General features: G+C 41.5%; 13 protein-coding genes. All 13 read right to left on the minus strand.

What is annotated here, in order from left to right; translation table 11 throughout:
- Nucleotides 1–10: 10 nt before the first annotated feature.
- Nucleotides 11–895: a hypothetical protein gene (locus DMB45_RS11195; protein WP_041505047.1), complete on the minus strand. Its 885-nt coding sequence runs from the start codon at nucleotides 893–895 to the stop codon at nucleotides 11–13.
- 17 nt (nucleotides 896–912) lie between these two features.
- Nucleotides 913–2,451 carry a RagB/SusD family nutrient uptake outer membrane protein gene (locus DMB45_RS11200; protein ID WP_041502697.1) on the minus strand — a complete coding sequence of 513 codons (1,539 nt, stop codon included), beginning with the start codon at nucleotides 2,449–2,451 and terminating at the stop codon, nucleotides 913–915.
- A 10-nt stretch (nucleotides 2,452–2,461) separates the two neighbouring features.
- Nucleotides 2,462–6,004 (minus strand): SusC/RagA family TonB-linked outer membrane protein, encoded by a 3,543-nt coding sequence (locus DMB45_RS11205; protein ID WP_237143301.1) that lies wholly within the window; start codon nucleotides 6,002–6,004, stop codon nucleotides 2,462–2,464.
- A 241-nt stretch (nucleotides 6,005–6,245) separates the two neighbouring features.
- Nucleotides 6,246–7,409, minus strand: a complete 1,164-nt coding sequence (locus DMB45_RS11210) for a FecR family protein (RefSeq protein ID WP_041502695.1) — start codon at nucleotides 7,407–7,409, stop codon at nucleotides 6,246–6,248.
- Nucleotides 7,410–7,553: 144 nt separating this feature from the next.
- On the minus strand, nucleotides 7,554–8,093 hold the full coding sequence (locus DMB45_RS11215; protein WP_041502723.1) for an RNA polymerase sigma-70 factor: 540 nt from the start codon (nucleotides 8,091–8,093) through the stop codon (nucleotides 7,554–7,556).
- A 54-nt stretch (nucleotides 8,094–8,147) separates the two neighbouring features.
- Entirely contained in the window at nucleotides 8,148–8,462 is a 315-nt protein-coding gene (locus tag DMB45_RS14920; RefSeq protein ID WP_052649379.1) for a sigma factor-like helix-turn-helix DNA-binding protein, read from the minus strand.
- Nucleotides 8,463–8,612: 150 nt separating this feature from the next.
- Entirely contained in the window at nucleotides 8,613–8,804 is a 192-nt protein-coding gene (locus DMB45_RS14925; protein WP_052634440.1) for an RNA polymerase sigma factor, read from the minus strand.
- Between the two features lie 545 nt (nucleotides 8,805–9,349).
- The gene (locus DMB45_RS11225) at nucleotides 9,350–10,585 is read right to left on the minus strand and encodes a hypothetical protein (protein ID WP_041502694.1); all 1,236 of its coding nucleotides are present in this window, start codon (nucleotides 10,583–10,585) and stop codon (nucleotides 9,350–9,352) included.
- Between the two features lie 35 nt (nucleotides 10,586–10,620).
- Entirely contained in the window at nucleotides 10,621–10,827 is a 207-nt protein-coding gene (locus DMB45_RS11230) for a hypothetical protein (protein ID WP_146216442.1), read from the minus strand.
- Between the two features lie 31 nt (nucleotides 10,828–10,858).
- On the minus strand, nucleotides 10,859–12,238 hold the full coding sequence (locus DMB45_RS11235; RefSeq protein ID WP_041502692.1) for a RagB/SusD family nutrient uptake outer membrane protein: 1,380 nt from the start codon (nucleotides 12,236–12,238) through the stop codon (nucleotides 10,859–10,861).
- A gap of 12 nt (nucleotides 12,239–12,250) precedes the next feature.
- The gene (locus DMB45_RS11240) at nucleotides 12,251–15,847 is read right to left on the minus strand and encodes a SusC/RagA family TonB-linked outer membrane protein (RefSeq protein ID WP_041502722.1); all 3,597 of its coding nucleotides are present in this window, start codon (nucleotides 15,845–15,847) and stop codon (nucleotides 12,251–12,253) included.
- A 118-nt stretch (nucleotides 15,848–15,965) separates the two neighbouring features.
- Nucleotides 15,966–17,114 (minus strand): FecR family protein, encoded by a 1,149-nt coding sequence (locus tag DMB45_RS11245; RefSeq protein WP_052634438.1) that lies wholly within the window; start codon nucleotides 17,112–17,114, stop codon nucleotides 15,966–15,968.
- A gap of 79 nt (nucleotides 17,115–17,193) precedes the next feature.
- Nucleotides 17,194–17,733: an RNA polymerase sigma-70 factor gene (locus DMB45_RS11250; RefSeq protein ID WP_041502691.1), complete on the minus strand. Its 540-nt coding sequence runs from the start codon at nucleotides 17,731–17,733 to the stop codon at nucleotides 17,194–17,196.
- Nucleotides 17,734–17,926: the final 193 nt, after the last annotated feature.

A 17,926-nucleotide genomic window follows, 5' to 3' on the forward strand; every position in this document is an offset into this window, starting at 1 on the left:
TCGTTTTATTTTACCGTACAACATTAAAACCTATTTTCTTTATAGCCTCTTTCAAAGCCCTATATTTTTCCTGCACTACCGGGTAATCCTTATTTTCAAGCATAAATTCCTCCTCTGTTTGGGAAAAAAAGGCATTCAAGTAAGCCTCCAGATCCACGGACTTCTTAGGAAATGTATATGTCGGCGAACTCAGGAAGCCGATTGTTTTCACGTCCGAGATATTCGGGAATTTACTTCTGGAAACCTCATAATAATTCTCACCGGGCTTATAAAATTCTGTCAGATAATTATTACCGAGAGCGTTCACTTTTTGGCGAACAATACCCTCCACGATTCTATCGGCAAGTACAGCTTGTTGTTCTTCCGTCATATTTTCAATTCCGGACAAAGCAATTGCCAAAGTCCTCATCCCCCAATAAAAATCGATATTACTGGTAGTCCACTCTCCATACTTTTGTACCGATTCTTTTACCAATTGGGTTGCCAATACGGAGTAAGGGCGAAGAGCTTCCGTGATAACCGGCATAATCCGATTTTCAAGAAATGTTACTGCTATTTCTTTCTCATCTATCGTTTTCAGGTAGTCATAGGCATAACGATTGGAAGAGATACTTGTCATCCCGTAACCGATATCCAAAAGTTCATAGGTATAAAGCGGATTTCCTTCTTCATCCGTCCCCTTTAATTCCCGATGAAGAGTATCGTTAAAAATCAAATATGAACCGTTCTTCGTGAAAAACTCCCTTCTCAAAACCGATTCCGCATCGGTTGCATCCCCAGGTGCTTCAAAATAATTCTTATCCAGCCCGCTGGGTAACAGATGATCCTCCGATCCACAAGACAAACACAACAACCCTAAAACGAGCATACCCAATATTGTATGTATATAATCCATAATCTAAAAATTAAAATTCAATAATTGATTACCTCAACAACCGTCCGGTCTTCCCGCGGATTGTCCTTTACTCCGTCGAATTCGACAACTTCGGTCGGAATAGGCAATGTGTAAGCGGAGTCATTCTCCTTCAACTCGTATACCGTGCTTCTAATCGGAACTGTTCCGTCCCAATCCTCTTCAAAATAGGTAAACGTGTGACGAATGGTTTTCGTATAGGGTAATTTCTCGTTTACCGTGTAACGACGCAGGTCGAACCACCGATGTCCTTCGAAACACAACTCCCGAAAACGTTCATTTCGAATAAAGGTAATCAGTTCGTTTCCACTCAACGCAATTTTCACGTATCCCTCTCTTTTCATCCGCTTCTCCCGTAACGTATTTAATGCGGTCAATGCGGTCGCTTCGTCTCCCCCGCAAGCTGCCGCTTCTGCAAGGTTCAGATAAGCTTCTGAAGTTCTGAAAAGGAAATTATCCGAAACATCTATCCTGCCCGTTCTTCCGGGTTTTACTTTTCTGCTGATATAATTACCACCTTTTCGTTCCAAAAATACCGTTTGTCTCAGGTCTTCATTCTCTTTATAAGGTTCAAACTCCTTATACAATTCTTCCGAGATAATAAAATCCCGGGTATAACCGGTTACCGTATTCGGAATAACATTCGATCCCATAGAAAATATGGTTTCTACCGATTTCGAAGAGAGGAAGTAATTATCCGTCGAATTAAACGTATTTAGATTCACCAGGTCACTTTTCCGGTCTATCACTTTTTGAGCATAAATTCTAGCATTCTTATAATCTTGCATATACAAGTATACCCGACTTTGCAACAAATTTGTAGCGGAGATATCTGCCCTGTAAATACTTTTTGTCGGAATCCCTTCCAAACAGGTTTCTGCTATTTCCAAATCGGCAATGACTTGGCGATATACACTTTCAACACTATTTCTTTGATTAAATTTTACATCCTCCACGTAATCCGTCAACTTCAAGGGAACTCCCGGGTCAGAGGATGCCGTCGATTTAGAATAAGGTTTCCCGTACAGATTCACCAGGGTGAAGTAATAGGCAGCCCTCAGAAAATGGGCTTCTCCCTTTATACGCTGTATCGCCTGACGCCCCGCATCGGAGTCTGCCCCTTCTTTATCTATCGCCTTAATGACCATATTTGCGATATTAATATGCTTGTAGAGGCGATCCCAATCCCGGTCCTCCGCATTTCGGGCCGTTCCTTCCACATTCATTCCGACCCTCCGTTGCCAGGTATAATACCCGAAAATAGCCTCGCGACTGGTCCTGCCGTAGTCTAAAGTCGCCCAAATACACTCCTGAGTCTCATCCGACATGAAATGAATATACGGATAATAAAAACTACTTACTCTCTCGTCTCCTAACTGGCTGGAAGCGACAACCTCCATATAGCCATCACCCAAGAGCAGTTGATCCAAATCCTCGTATCCCCGGACATACGCCGTATCCTGTGAATACTCTTCCAAAAAATCAGAACATGAAGTTGTGATTAACAGCAATATCCCAATTATATATCGTACTTTCATCGTTTAAGCTTTAAAATGAAACATTAATACCCAAAGAATAAGTCGGACGGTCTGATAACTGAATTTCAGCAAAACCGCTTTGTGTCGGAGTCTGCCCTTTTAATTCGGAAGAACAAATCGTAAACAAATTAGTCGTAGCCAACGTAACCTCGAGACGACTCAATCCCCACTTTTGCAACAAGTGGTCTGCAATAGCGTACGTAAAACTCAGGTTCGTACATTTCAAATAATTGGCACTCACGACCCGTTGGTTGCCATAATTATACATGTCCCAATAATTACGGGCAATCAATTGTCCCTCGTAGCCGTCTTTAGCCGACCAATGATCATTATAATAAGTATACGCGGCTGAAGTCGTATTGATAGTAGCCGGAATATTAGTATGAGCCTCGTCTCCGGGCTGTCGCCAACGTTTACTGAACTCCCGGTTTACGTTTTTTTCCGGATCCCAGGTTGTCGTGTTATTGTATAATTTGAACAAACGAACTTTAGCCCCCAAGCTATAAGCTAAATTACAACTCAAACGCATGTTTTTATATTTCAATGTATTGGTAATACCGCCGGACATGGTCGGTTCGCGTGAACCGGAAGCCGTCAATACCTGAGTATAAGTATCGTATTTACTCAAATTTTTCAAATCTTCACTATGCTCCTGCATATCATCGAATACGGGCCCCCCGTCTATAGGATTCAAGCCGATGAATTTATAAGAATAGAATGTTCCCACGGATTTCCCTTTTACTAAAGCCGTACCATTCAAGAAATTGGAAAGTTCGTATTGCTCCGCTCCGGGTTTGGTTTTCAACTTATTGAAAGAATCGGAAAAATAGGTGGACAACGTCCATTTGAAATCCGACGTTTTGACCGGAGAGAGAGTTACCGCGATACTATACCCCTGATTCTCCACGTTACCGGAATTAACCACGTATTGATTCAATCCGTTCACCGAAGATATCGGTTTCGACAAGAAAGCATCTACCGTACGCTTATAGTAATAATCCACGCTCATCATCAAACGATTCCGAAACAAAGAAAACTCCAAACCGGCATTAAACGAACTTGTTTTTTCCCATTTTAACTTCGGATTGGGATAATTGACCACCTTAGAAACCAACTCATTGTAATAAGGATCGGTCGGTTTCTTATTGATAGTCATCACGGGAGATTGTCCCTCGAGCATATTTCCTTGGTAACCGTAAGACAATTTCAATGATAAATTATTGACAATATCCGACTCGCCTTGCCAATGTTCCGAAATATTATACACCCCGGAGACCGACCAAACAGGCAGCAACTTGTCATTACTCTGATCCCCGAATTTATTTGATCCGTCGATGCGGGCATTGGCATTTAACGTGAAATAGGTAAAATAACTATAAGATACCGTCAGGAAACCGGCAAGCAGATTCGTAATATTATCTGTCAGCACCGGATAAGCATTGTTTTCCAGCCAACTTCTATAAGCAGAATACTCTTCCAAAGAGGTTCCTTGTGCAAATTGTTTTCCCCGATCCGGATAATATCCTCTCGTGGTGCTCGTGTATCCGTTGTATTTTGAAGAATTCATCTCATAACCGAGAACCGCATTCAAATTATGCTGGTCTTCACTACCGAAATACTTATTAAAGTTAAGTTGCAATCGCAATGTATAATCATTATTACGAGTATAATCCTTGTTTAACTCTCCTCCAAACGGCAATTCCGATGTTGCCTTAACCGGTTCGACGCCATATTCCGACTTACGTAAATTCGCCACGTAATTGGTTTGTTCGTCATAATACCCCTCGATCTCCGTATTCGACGTGGAATAAGAAAACAACACTTGGGCATTCAGGTAGTTCGTAAACGTAAAGTTCAAGCGGGCATCAAACATTATATTCGAATTATTCTGTTTATAACCGCTATGTTCCAATTCATTCAGTATATTAAATTTATACGGAACCACCCCGTTGTATTTACCATAAAAGAAGTAACTGCCGTCCCCTGCATAAGCAGGTATCGTCCTACTCGTGTTATAAGCATAATCCATCGGAGCCAGCGAGGATTGATTATACTTCCGTTCCCCTACATTTCCTTTTATACTGAAGGAAGCCGCCAAGTACTTCGTTAAATTGGCATCCATATTCAACACCACGGTGTAACGTTCGTTCCGGTTACCCTTTATCACGTCATTATCCCTGGCATATCCCACGGAAGAGTAGTAACGCAAATCCTTCGTTCCTCCCGTCAAACTCAAGGTATGCTGATGTGAAAAGGAGTCTTCCGTCAACAAATCGAACCAATCCGTATTCTCCGTCTCTAACTGGTCTACTCCCTCCTTGAATTGTTTATAACCGATCTCCCGGTCATATAGCCGTTTTGCTAATCCTTCAAAGCCGACCTCCGTCATATTGTTACTATATTTATAACGAGAGTTAAACAAATCCCGCGAAAAATCCATCCGCTCTTTTGAATTCATCACGTTGATTTTATTGTCGGAATACCGGGGACGGCGTTTCATGGTCGTAGTCATATTGTAACTCACCAACATTTTACCCTTATGCCCTTTCTTGGTCGTGATCAGGATAACCCCGTTAGCGGCTTTGGCCCCATATAGAGCAGTTGCCGAAGCATCCTTCAACACGTTTATGTTTTCAATATCCTGAGGATTCAGCCCGGCAATAGCGTTACCGATACGATTTACATAGTCAGGATCGTTCAGTTCATCGGGACTCACCGGAACAGGATCTTTCATCACAACACCGTCCACCACCCACAAGGGTTCGCGGTTACCGATCAAGGTAGAGGTCCCACGGATCCTGATCTTAGGCACAACCCCGACCTCTCCGGAATTCACCATAAACATCATATCCGGAATATGTCCTTCCAGCATTTGATCTATGGAAGACAAGCCCGAAACAATGATATCTTCGGCCTTAATACTCGTGATGGCACTCGTCAATCTCTTTTTCTGAATAGTTTCATATCCCGTTACCACGACCACCTCATCCACCTCTGTGGCTCTCTCCTTCAATACCACATTGATCTCTTTTTGCCCCGTGTATTTTCGTTCCACGGTCTGCATGCCTATAAACGTGAAAACAACCGTTGCCGTATCCTTGGGAAGCAATAATTTATAAACTCCGTTCTGATCCGTGGTTACCCCGATTGTTGTACCTTTTATTCTAATCGTTACCCCGGGTAAAGGAGAACCGGTTTCATCCTTCACGACACCTTTTAATATTAAATCTTTTACGCTATCTTTTTCAAAAGATTTTATTTTACGAATAATAGCCACATTATCCATTAATTCATAAGTCAGTCCCGTACCCTCCAGACACTTATTCAAAATTGCCTCAACATCCGCATTCTTCATTTGAATACTCTTACGCCCCACCTGTTTTACATCGTCATTACTAAACATAAAACTAATACCGGATTTTTGTTTGATCTGCTCAAACACGTCCCGAAGCGATGCATTCTTCACATCAATATCCAACCGCCTATTTTGAGCAAACGTACCTGCATTCAATTGACCGACAAACAACAATAAGAATAAGCATATAATCTTCATAATTCGTAAAATTGGGAGAAGCCTCAGGCCCAACGGCCTGAAACAGACATTTGTTTTTCTCATAACATTTGTTTTTAGTTTTTGCATTAGCACCATTACCTCTGTTTGCGGCAGAGACAGAATTTCATTTGTTTCAAAGGATTTTCATTTGTTGATCTTTTTCCATAACTTTGTTTTTTAGTTTTTACTTAGCCCGTTACGGCTAATCGAGGATAGTATTTGCGGTACTATCCTCTTCTTTTTATTGTTTACTCACGACCACAGTTCTATCTTTAATCCGGAAAGAAACCTTACCCGTTTTTTCCATCAAAGCCGTAAACTTATCCAGATCGCTATATTTCTTTACATCCATTGTAAATCGCAAATTCTTTAAATCCTGACTGCTATAAAACACGTCCACATCATACCAACGGCTCAACTCATCCATAATCGTTTCAAGGCGTTCGTTTTCAAAAACCATACGACCTGTCGTCCAAGCCATATAGCGATACGCGTCAACTTCTTTTACCGACATCTGTCCGTCCTTATTTACCCGGGCCTGATGATTGGGTAGCAACCGGCAACTATCCCGGCCGTCGGTCACTTCTACCGCTCCCTTTACCAAGGTGGTGATAATCTCCTCCTCATTCCGATAAGAACGAAGCACAAATTCCGTCCCCAACACTTTAATACTCAAACCATCCGTATAAATGATAAAAGGTCTACCCGCATCTTTCGCCACAGAGAAATACCCCTCTCCATTGAAATACACTTCCCTTGTACTTGTATCGAAAACAACCGGAACCCGAAGTTCCGACTCCGCGTTCAAACAGACGACCGTACCCTCGCTAAGTCGGGCTACATATTCACCTCCCCGGGGAATCCGTATCGTGTGATATTCGCCGGAGGTCTTATTCTCTCCCCCTTCCGCCATATCCAATGTATCGCTCCGATTAACCATAACAAGCCCCTCCTCCCCGAATCGAAAGGTCGTATCGTTCTCCAAAACAATCTTATTTCCATTAGCCAACTCGAGTATAGCCTTGGATTTACCCGAAACTATTTTGTCTTTTACCAATACGATACCCGGACATTCCTTTTTATCGGCCACCATATAATACAAGCCTACACCTATAAGTACCAAAACGACAGCAGCAACCCGGATAGGATTACGATATTTTCCACTCCATCGCCGACAAACCGTTTGACGTTCTATTTTCCGCCATACCTTCCGCCTATCGACCGTATAATCATCCATAATCGCGTGGCCGACAAACTCCCCGGAAGTCACCCTTTCAAAAAGTTTTCTATTTTCCTCCGACCGAAGCAACCACTCGTCCAACAAGCGTTTCTCGGGTTCGCTGATCTCCCCGATCAACTGTTTTACGATTATTTTTCTTATCTTTTTTATATGTATAATATCCATAACATCCGTTCAAATTCGGCACGACATTGTTTTCACCCCATAAGTTTCTATTTCGTTTATAAATCTCCATTTCATAAACAGTATTATATAGACACCAGAATACATTCCAGGTGTCATAAAAAAATCATCTTTTTGACAAAAAAATCAGGAAAGGCTTAAAACGAGACTCAATATTTTCTCCAAACGTTCTCTTAAATAGTGATTTGCATTATTTTTATGACGCTTGATTGTATTAATTGCAATATGTAACTCTTCGGAAATTTCCTGGTGACTCTTACCTTCCAGGCTACGGGAATATACTTTTTTACAGGCGTCGGGCAACTCCTCAAATATTTCATTTATCAAAGCGTAAACCTCCGCTTCCATCACTTTAGTGACAAAAGACTCTTCCGTATCTTCTTCCTGGTGATCTTCCAATCGTTTCTCCATACGTCTTTTGTCGCGTATATAGGTCAGGCAATTATTCCTTACCGCCCTGTACAAATAGGTTTTCAATACCTGATCGTTTTCAAAACTCTCTTTTCTCTCCCATAATTTCACAAACATATCCTGAATCAAATCACAGGCCACCTCCTCGTCTCCCACGTAGCGCATAGCGAAAAACTTTAACGCGGTAAAATGAATCTCATACTGCGTCTTAAAATTTTGAGAGTTTCCTAAATATACACGGGCAAGTTCAACCATCGATACTAAAATCACTATACTACTGCAAACAAAGATATATTTTTATTTTAAATTTTAATCCGAACAAACAAACTGTTTATTTTTAATCATCGACAGAACTCCCGAGAAAACAGGCAAGAAAAGATCAAAACGATCGCACCTATCCAAAGATTTTTGAATAAAAAGTAACAATACCTCAAGATCGATTTCCGATGTATTCTCTCTCATTCTTTTTAATGAATTAACCAGCAATGTCTTAACCGTAGCAACAGATATATTCAATTCTTCTGCCGTCTCCTTATAACGCATCCCTTTTAAATAAATACATTTAACCACATTTCGACTTTGCGGAGGCAAATTCTCAATCTCCTGTTCGATCTTACAAAGCATCTTTTCATTCAGGTCTTATATTCCAGACTCGGAACATCTATTTTAGCAACATCATAACCCCCCTTTAGAGGATCGATCTTTTCTAACACATTTAACGATAGATTTTTTACTGCCGTAAAAAGATAAGATTTCAAAGTACGAGGATACAACTTACTCTCCACTTTTCGTTCCCACAATATTAATGAAGAAATCCTGTATTAAATCTTCTGCCTGACTCATGTTATTCAGAAAGGTGTCAGCCCATAAAACCAAAGGCCTGTAATATTCCTTGAAAAGAAGTTCCATTCCCTTTACATCCCGGTTTTTCAGTAATAGACATATATCATTATCAGAATCTTGCATAACGACACACACTCACGCTACGAATATTAAATCACCTTCTATTTACAATAAAAGTAATTAAAAGAGAGCAACAAAAAATAATAAATCTTAATTTCATCACGAATTAACATACTGACCTCAAATTTAGTTCTGCCTATAAAAAAAGCCTGACAAGCAATACACCACTTACAACAAACTTTTATTTTATGTTTTTGTTATCATTATTAAGCAGATATTCAATTAATTAAAATTCGCAGAACACCATAAACCACAACACCGGCATGTTACAAATAAAAGAAAGCAAGTCCGATAAACCGTAACCTGCTTCTTTTTTACACTGTTAAAACCACTTATTCGTACATCGCATCACCGATCTTCTGTATTTGAAACATCATAATCCAAAAGATATATTTTCCTAATTTCAGTATATTCATAAATACTCCAAGTCAAGAAAAATCGCTTGTATACAGGAGATTATTATCGTAAAAAAATCGTGATATATAAAAATATCACGATCTTTCCTTAAAACACCCACGAAAGGTTATATCCCTCGTAAAAAACTCTTTCTACTCTTCCACCTTCGTGAAAAGATACCTCATTCGGTAGAAATAAGCAATCTCGTCTCCCCAGTCGGCATAAGTATCCTGCAAGAAATCAACAGGTTCGAAATCCACGATATGCACTTCAAGCGTTTTACCGTTATCGAGCACTCGGAATCCGACTCTGGCAGGACGTATATCCATCTGGTTGTCGGAGAAGGTAACGTTTACATTACTCAACTCCATATAAGGCAGTAATATAATATCTTCCAAATCACTCACCTCATCCTCTATCTCCCCGAGGAACGTCACCTCGCTATCCCGGAAATACTTCCGCAGATCTCCGGTCATATGTACTTTCAACTCGTCTTTTTCTCCAGATACAAATTCCAAAATATCATCCGAACGGTTATCCAACGGCATATTATCCAAATCGTTAGGATACTCGCACCACCCGACGATAAACTCGTAGCTGGCAAATTCTTTGAATGCCCATTTTCCTAACATCCGCTCATAAAAAGAAGGACCTACGATTTTAATCGTCAGCCTATTGTAGTCTCCGACAAAAAAGCGGGCATCCGGATCTAACTCCAGTTCGATTATGTCTTTTCCGGCTTCCAATGCTAAAAAGTCAATGCTGATTTTAGCTTTTTTCTGGCCCGCCGGAATAACAAATTCATTCACATCTCCTTCAATAGAAAAATGTTTTCCTAATTCGGCGGTTGTCGCTTCGGTAAAAATAAACGGTAAATGCAAATCCACGGAAGGCACGCTACTACTGTTCAATTCTCCGCTAATCTGTATTTCCACATCCAATTTTTGCGTCAATTCGGTTTTTGCCTTCATAAAAGAACAACTGAATCGTTCTTTCAATTCTATCGGAATCATGGCGATCTTATTATTCCACAATCGGTATCCGGATACCGGTTTCAAGGCCAACTTGATCTCACGCCCCTCGTTAAGATTGTCTTTAGGCGTAATCACTATTTTTGCGCTCGACTCCCCCGGTTTAAATTCGAATTGACGGGCCGAAATCGTATAATCTTCATCCAAAACAGCTGTTCCCGTAATATCAAAAGGGACCGAAAAAGCCTCGCTCGCCGGAACAGATGCTAAAAGGGTAATCTCTAACGGAGCTTCCGCTTGCAAAATATACACGGCCCGGTCAAAAGATAGGGTCGAATCTTTATCATCATCATCGTTACACCCTGTTGCCAAACAACCGAAAGTGAACAGAGCGAATAGAAACAATATATTTTTCATATGCTTTCATTTTAATTATTAGAAGATCATTCGAACTACTCCACTTCCGTAGCCGTTGTATACTCATCCCGTTCCGCCTGAACCGCATCCCGCTCCTCCTGAGTCAACACCTTTGCTTTAGGCAACACATAAGGATCCACATTTTTATAATCATCGGACTTTTTAGGATAATCTCCGACATCGCCGCAACCGATAAAAGAGAACATCCCGCCCATAACCAAAATATATATTAGCTTTTTCATAATTCTACCTGTTTTGTTTCGTTTGACACTATTATTCATATCCTTCATTTTGAATCAATCCCGGCAACAGGGCGATATCATTTTTAGGCAAGGGAGCCGTGTACAGATAAGTACTCGTCTCGTACTTCAATCCGTTTCTTGCAACCCAGAATTCCGGGCGTCCGTTTCGTTTCAACTCAAACCAACGGTCTCCTTCCATATACAACTCTTTCCGACGTTCATCGAAAATAGCCGACATCAATTTGGTCAAAGAGGCTCCGGTCGCATCCACCTTAATCCGGGCATTCGGGTTTACCTCCGGCAAAGTTTCAAGGGTATAGGGGACGTAATCGCTAATCCGTTTCTCCCGCAACTGGTTTAAATACGACAAGGCTTCCGATGTCCCATTACTTTGATGAGCGTAAGACTCGGCCAAAATCAAACACATCTCCGCACTACGTACTCCGGAAAAAATATTTTTCATATTCAACCTTTTCTCATCGAAAGAGATAGCGTAACGCACGTCTCTTCCTTTCTCGACAAACAGATCCACAAACTCTTTTCTCGCGGGGCGGTATTTAGCATCTCTCTTCGCATCCGCGTAATCCGAATCTGAATAAAAATCCCCGGAAATCACGTAAGATCTTAACAAAATATTTCCTTTTTGAGTGTTCTGACTCTGAATCATATCCGTATAGTCCTGCCCCGACAACAAGGGATATTTTTCTAAAATCTCTTTTGCTACCGGAATAGCATTACCCCAATCCTGACACCAGAAATAAAGCCGGGCTAAATAAGCCTTTGCCACATCCGCCGTAAAACGGTACATCCCTTCCTGCACATTATAAGTAATGGCTTTTTTCAAATCTTCTTCAATAAATTTTGCCGTAGTTTTCAAATCGGAGCGAACAGGCTTTGCTTCCATATCGAAAGTACTGACTATCGGTAAGCCCAACCTATCTTCAGCCCTTTCCGGATCATAAGGTTCGCAAAAATTCCGCATCAAGTTATAATAGCAAACGGCTCTCAAAGCATAAGCTGTTCCCAACACATTTTTTCCTAACTCGGAGTCCCGCTGTTCCATGTTATCCAAAATCAGGTTACAATCCCGGATCACGGCATATAACTCCTCGTAATCAGACTGGAAATCATTGATTTTCGAACCCACGTATATAGGCAACGAGATTCCCGCCGTCGACAAATTCGTATTCTGGTTATCACCGTAACATTCATAATTCAGAATGGTCCTCGCATTTCCCAAAACGACCTCCTCACTCCCGTAATCCATATCGTTCAGTCGGGCATGGAGAATAGCCGAGAACTCTTCGGCGCTTTTGGGAATAGCAACACCCTGCTCTTTGACATCCAAATAATCTTTACAAGAACAGCAAAAGCTAAATACCAATAATATATATAATTTCAAATTTTTCATATCCTGTCATTTTTAGAATCCAACAGTTATACCTAAAGTCACGGAACGGGTCTTCGGATAGGTAGCTCCCGGTGTTTCCGGATCAAGTCCCGAATAATTCGTAATGGTAAAGAAATTATTCATCGTCAACATGAAGCCCATAGAAGACAATTTCAATTTATTCAATACCTCCGTTCCCAAATTATAAGCGATCGAGATGTTCTGGATACGCAGATAAGAGATATTCTCCAGCATAATTCCCCGCGTAATCACCGTCTCCGTCGGATTATAGTAATCCAAATACAAACGGTCGCCGAAACTATCGATAATGCGTCCGTATTTCACTCCCGTCGTACGATTCGGGGTCCACCGGTTCGTCCGGTCTCTCTGAACATTCAGATGATTGGTATACAGATCATTATAATCCGACTGAACGGGTTCATAATCTCCGGAAGAAGAGCCCACCCGGCTATAACTGGCCGGAGAAGCAAGATTATTTATCACTTTCGCCCCGGACGAATAAGAGCCACCTACATTCAAACTGACATTTTTATAGGAAAAATTCACATTGAAACCTCCGGTAACGGGAGCGATATTCGTTCCCAAATAAAAACGGTAGTTATCGCCTTTATGCAAATCCGTGGCCTGATTGATTTCTGCATCCGGACGCAATTCGAACAAATACATCCCGTTTTGAGGATCGATACCCGTTACCCTTCCGCCGAATATACCGCTCAGGGGGAATCCCTCGTAGGAGTAATAGGTAGAGGCAGGTGGATTATATTTTTTCAATTTATTCTGATTCCAGGCCACATTTGCCGAAACTTTCAATTTAAAATCTTTTCCATCCAATACCTTCACGTTCAGCGTTCCCTCGATCCCTTTATTCTCTATCTCGGAGGTATTATACCCCTGATGATTGAATCCGGTTGTCGTCAATACCTTCACGTCGGTCGCCACATCGGAACTCAATCGATAATACCACTCCACCAAACCTGAAATCCGGTCATTCCATAAACCGAAATCCAACGCTAACTTCATATCCTTTGTTTTCTCCCATCTTAAATTCGGATTAGGAGCATTATACACGGTAGCCATCCTTAAACCGTTACCGAATTTACGATTTACCTTATCGTAGTTCATGATTAATTCCGGACTATAAGAGGTATTCACGTTACCCGTGTAACCGAAAGCTGCTCGTAAAGCCACCCGGTTCAATACCGGCTTCAAAGGAGCCATGAAGTTCTCGTCTCCCAAATGCCATACGGCTCCCAATGACCACGTCGGATTAAATTGCTCGTCGCTACCGAAATGGTTTGATCCGTCCGTTCTGAACGAGAAACTAAAGATATAACGTTCCATCAGATAGTAATCCAATGAAGCATAGAAAGAAGCAAAACGATTCTCGATCACGTTTTCTCCTGAAAGCTGGTCCACGATTGCCGCGAAAGATTCCAAATCGGAATAACTGATATTATCTCCACTCGCAGGTTTAGAGGGGATGGGAATGGAGGAATTTCCCGTTACCGGATCGTAACCATACCGTTTGGCATACATGCTTTTAGCCTTTGTTCCCCGTATCTCGGCTCCGGCCAATACGGACAAACGATGATTCTCACCGTACAGGTCGTCATACATGAAATGTCCCCTTAGGAAATAACTGCTGTTGTTCCCGGAAGTCTGTGTAATCGAACCGTATACCCTGTCTGGATTTTTACGATCGAAACTAAACCGATCGGCGTAAGCCGCATAGGTATTGATTCCATTGATATTATCCGTTTTATTATTGGTAAAAGTATAGGAAACCAATCCTGCAAATTTCAATTTTTCGATAAAGCGATACTCTACTCCCATTCGCAAGGTGGTCGAGAAATTATTTACCTTACTGGAAGTCTCATCGATCTCCCGCATTATATTAAATCCGTTGGGCGGCAATAACGTCGTACTCGATGCATCATTCATCTTGGGTAACGAATAATAAGTCACGTCCGCCCGGTAACTTCCGTCTTCGTTATAGGGACGTTCGTAGGGATTGGCAAAATAAGCATATTTGAAAGGATCTACGTTCAAAGAAGAACCTCCGGATTTCTGCTGGGCCAAATCAAAACCAAAATCTAATTTCAATTGATCTATCGGCATTAAATTAATTTTGGCATTGAAACTATATCGGTCATAATCCGTTTTTTTCAACACCCCATTATCTTTCGAATACCCTAATGCAATATAATAAGTAGAACGCTCAGCACCTCCCGAAAGAGACAGATGGTGGCTGGTCGAAACCGTAGTACGGAACAATTCGTCAAACCAGTTCGTCGTGTGCCCGCTCAACTCCCGAAGGTAAGCGTCCTGCTCTTCCGCACTCATCGGTTCGTAACCATTATCACCTTTGAACTTACCGTCCTTTCCCAACCGGCCGGAACGTAACATACCGACAATACCCACAACCGGATAACGAAGGCCCTCATTGTACTTTTCCGCGGAGAATTCATCCCACAACTCCTGTTCCCATGCCAATTTTTCGGACGAATTCATCAGATTTCCATCCCGTTGCGGTTTTCCTACAATGGTAACATTACCCGCATAATTGACCCGCATCTTTCCGGCTTTCCCCTTCTTGGTCGTCACAACGATAACACCCCCGGCCGCACGGGAACCGTAAATAGCTGCAGCTGCGGCATCTTTCAATACCGTCACATTCTCTATATCATTCGGGTTTACTCCCCCGATTCCGTTCAAAAAAAGCGTACTGAAATCGCCGGATTTAATTTGAGTTGTCGAAATATTAGGAAAAGTTTGTTGCAACGGAACCCCGTCTATAACCCATAACGGATCGGCATCCCCGCTAAATGTACTGGTTCCTCTGATCCGTATCTTAGCCGACTCGCCCGGACGTCCGGATATGGCCTGTACGCTCACGCCCGCAATCTGCCCCTGAAGCAAATTATCTACTGTCGGTTGAGCTTTATTGGCAAAATTCTCTTTCGTTAGGACAGCCACGGAGCCCGTCGCTTTTTGTCTCGTTGTTTGTCGAAATCCGGTGATCACTACATCATCCAAAGCCACCTGTTCGTCCTTCATTACCACGTTATACTCCGTTTTGTTCGGATCGAATTTTACTTCCAAAGTCTTCATCCCCACGAACGAGAAAACAAGTATTACCGTATCTCTCACCGGAACATTCAAGGTAAACTTTCCGTCATTACCCGTGGCGACACCGACCAACGTACCCTTTATCATAACCGAAACCCCAGGCAAAAGCAAACCGCCTTCATCACGCACCGTCCCTTTTATATTTACCATCTTTACTGAATCCTGTGCCGGTTTAGCCGACTCATAATAAATAATTACATGCTCATTAACGATCTCGTATTTCAACGGCTTATTCGCTAATGCCCAATCCAGAATTTCAGAAACAGTTTTTTCCTTGACCTCACCCTTCAATTGGTATCCTTTCACATCAGCATGGTTAAAAACAAATCTGAAACCGGTCTGTTTCTGAATCTTTTCAAATAACTGAACAAGATCCCCATTCATCGTTAAACTCAATTTTTCCTGCTGTGACCAGACTTTCGCATTCAGTCCCGAAATGCCCAAAGCCATGACGAGGCAAAACAATTTAAATTTAATCATAATCCAAATGAGTTTTTCTCTTAGATTTTTCATAGTTTTGTTGTTAATGATTAGACTTTAAAATTCCTCTGACAAGGAATTTTACCGATCGGGAGATACGCCAACATCTCCCGAATTTTTAATTCCGACAATTTTTTGTGACTTTTAACGTTTTCCCTTTTAATTCGACTTTAATGTTTTTCGTTTTTTCTAAAATAGATATAACTTCATCCACCGGAGTGCTTCGTTTAAAAGAAGCCGTGAAAACATACTCCTTCACTTCCGGGTTAACAAAGAACAGATTCAGATCGTACCATCTGGCCAACTCTTCGAACAACTCCACCAACCGACATTGCCTGAAGTTAAATTCCCCGTACCGCCAGGCAATGTAATCCATAGGATCTACTTCCCGAACGACCATAGAATCTTTTTCCAAAGAGACTTGTTGTCCGGGGATCAGTTGTACCGCTCGTTTTCCATCCTTTACCTCAACAGCCCCCTTTACCAAAGTGGTATGTTGGCTCTCGCCAGGATATACTCTTACATTGAATTGAGTCCCCAACACGCGAACATTCATTTTTTCCGAATTCACGATAAAAGGCTTTCCATCCGCTTTTTTCACATCAAAAAAACCCTCTCCCGTCAAGGTAACCTCACGGGTGTCTCCGGTAAAAACAATCGGATAATAGAGCGAACTCTCAGAATTCAACCACACGACGGAACCGTCGGATAGAGTCAGAACGTATTCGCCTCCCCGGGGTACCGCAATCCGGTTATAGGTCCGTTTTGCCTCCTCCCCCACGATATCATAGGCCAACATATTTCCGGAAAGTCCTCGAATGACCACTCCTTTCTCTTCCGTGACAGGTTTTACCAACGAATCGCCAAGCACTATTTTTTTACCGTTGGATAACGTCAGAACGGCTTGCTTTTTACCGGGCACGACTACCGGATTATCCGAAACGAACTCGTTTTTCTCCATTGGATTCCACCATAGAATCCCCACCCCGAAAAGAAGAATAAACACGGCGGCATAGCGTATCCATACCGGGACGATTCTCTTTTCATCTATTTTCTGATGAATTTTTTGCCACTCTCTTGCCAAAACGATTTTGCGTTCACACCCCGCGATATATACAGCGAATTTTATTCGCTCCAATTCGTGATATTGTTTCCGATGTTCGGGCAAAGCATACCACTCCATAAACAAACCCTCCTCTTCAGCGGAAAGCGATTCGCCACACAACTTATCATAAATGATCCCTTCTACTCCCTTTTCGGTCGTCATTTTTTATACATTTGTTTAAAACAATTTTATATAAATGACAGGAATCTCTCCAAATGGTGGGGCTCGGAAATGTTAATTTTTATTTTTTTCGAAATAAAAAAAACAATATGGATTTCAATTTTTCTTTTGAAGTATTTTCCCTTATAAAAGCATAGGCTTTACGAATATGATCTTTGACCGTATTTATCATAACACCCTGTTCTTGTGCGATCTCCGCGTAAGATTTGGACTCGACAATACTTAATTCCAAAATTTTACGTCTCTTTTCCGGCAAACGTTCCAGTAAACGTTTTACGTTTTGAATCAACTCCTCCGGCTCTTCTTCACACTCTTCCTCCACGTACGATCGTTGGTATTTATCCACGACCAAACTGTGTTCCCGGTAATTCAGACAACGATTCCGCGTACTATTTCTTAAATACCCCCGTTCATTTTCCACCCTCTGCAAAGCATCCCGGTTTTCCCACAATTTCGTATAAAGTTCCTGAACGATGTCCTTAGCCACCTCGAAGTCACGTACGTAATAAACAGCTACCCGCAACAAATCCTTATAATATAGATCAAAAAGAGTCTTAAACGCCACTCTATCGCCCGCTTTTATCCTTTCAAACAAATCCATATTTTATATTTTGCTGCTTATTATCTTAAAATTCCCCCAAAGTTTTTATTGGTGCAAACAATAATTCACACTAATAATCAACTATTTATATTATTTCTCGTTATTACAATCTAATTTAGATTTCCTTCGTTCCCGAACAGAAAACAAATATGATTTTATTGTATTCAAAAATAAGAATTTTTTATCACTATAA

The sequence above is a fragment of the Sanguibacteroides justesenii genome, assembly GCF_003204205.1.
Classification (GTDB): domain Bacteria; phylum Bacteroidota; class Bacteroidia; order Bacteroidales; family Marinifilaceae; genus Gabonibacter; species Gabonibacter massiliensis.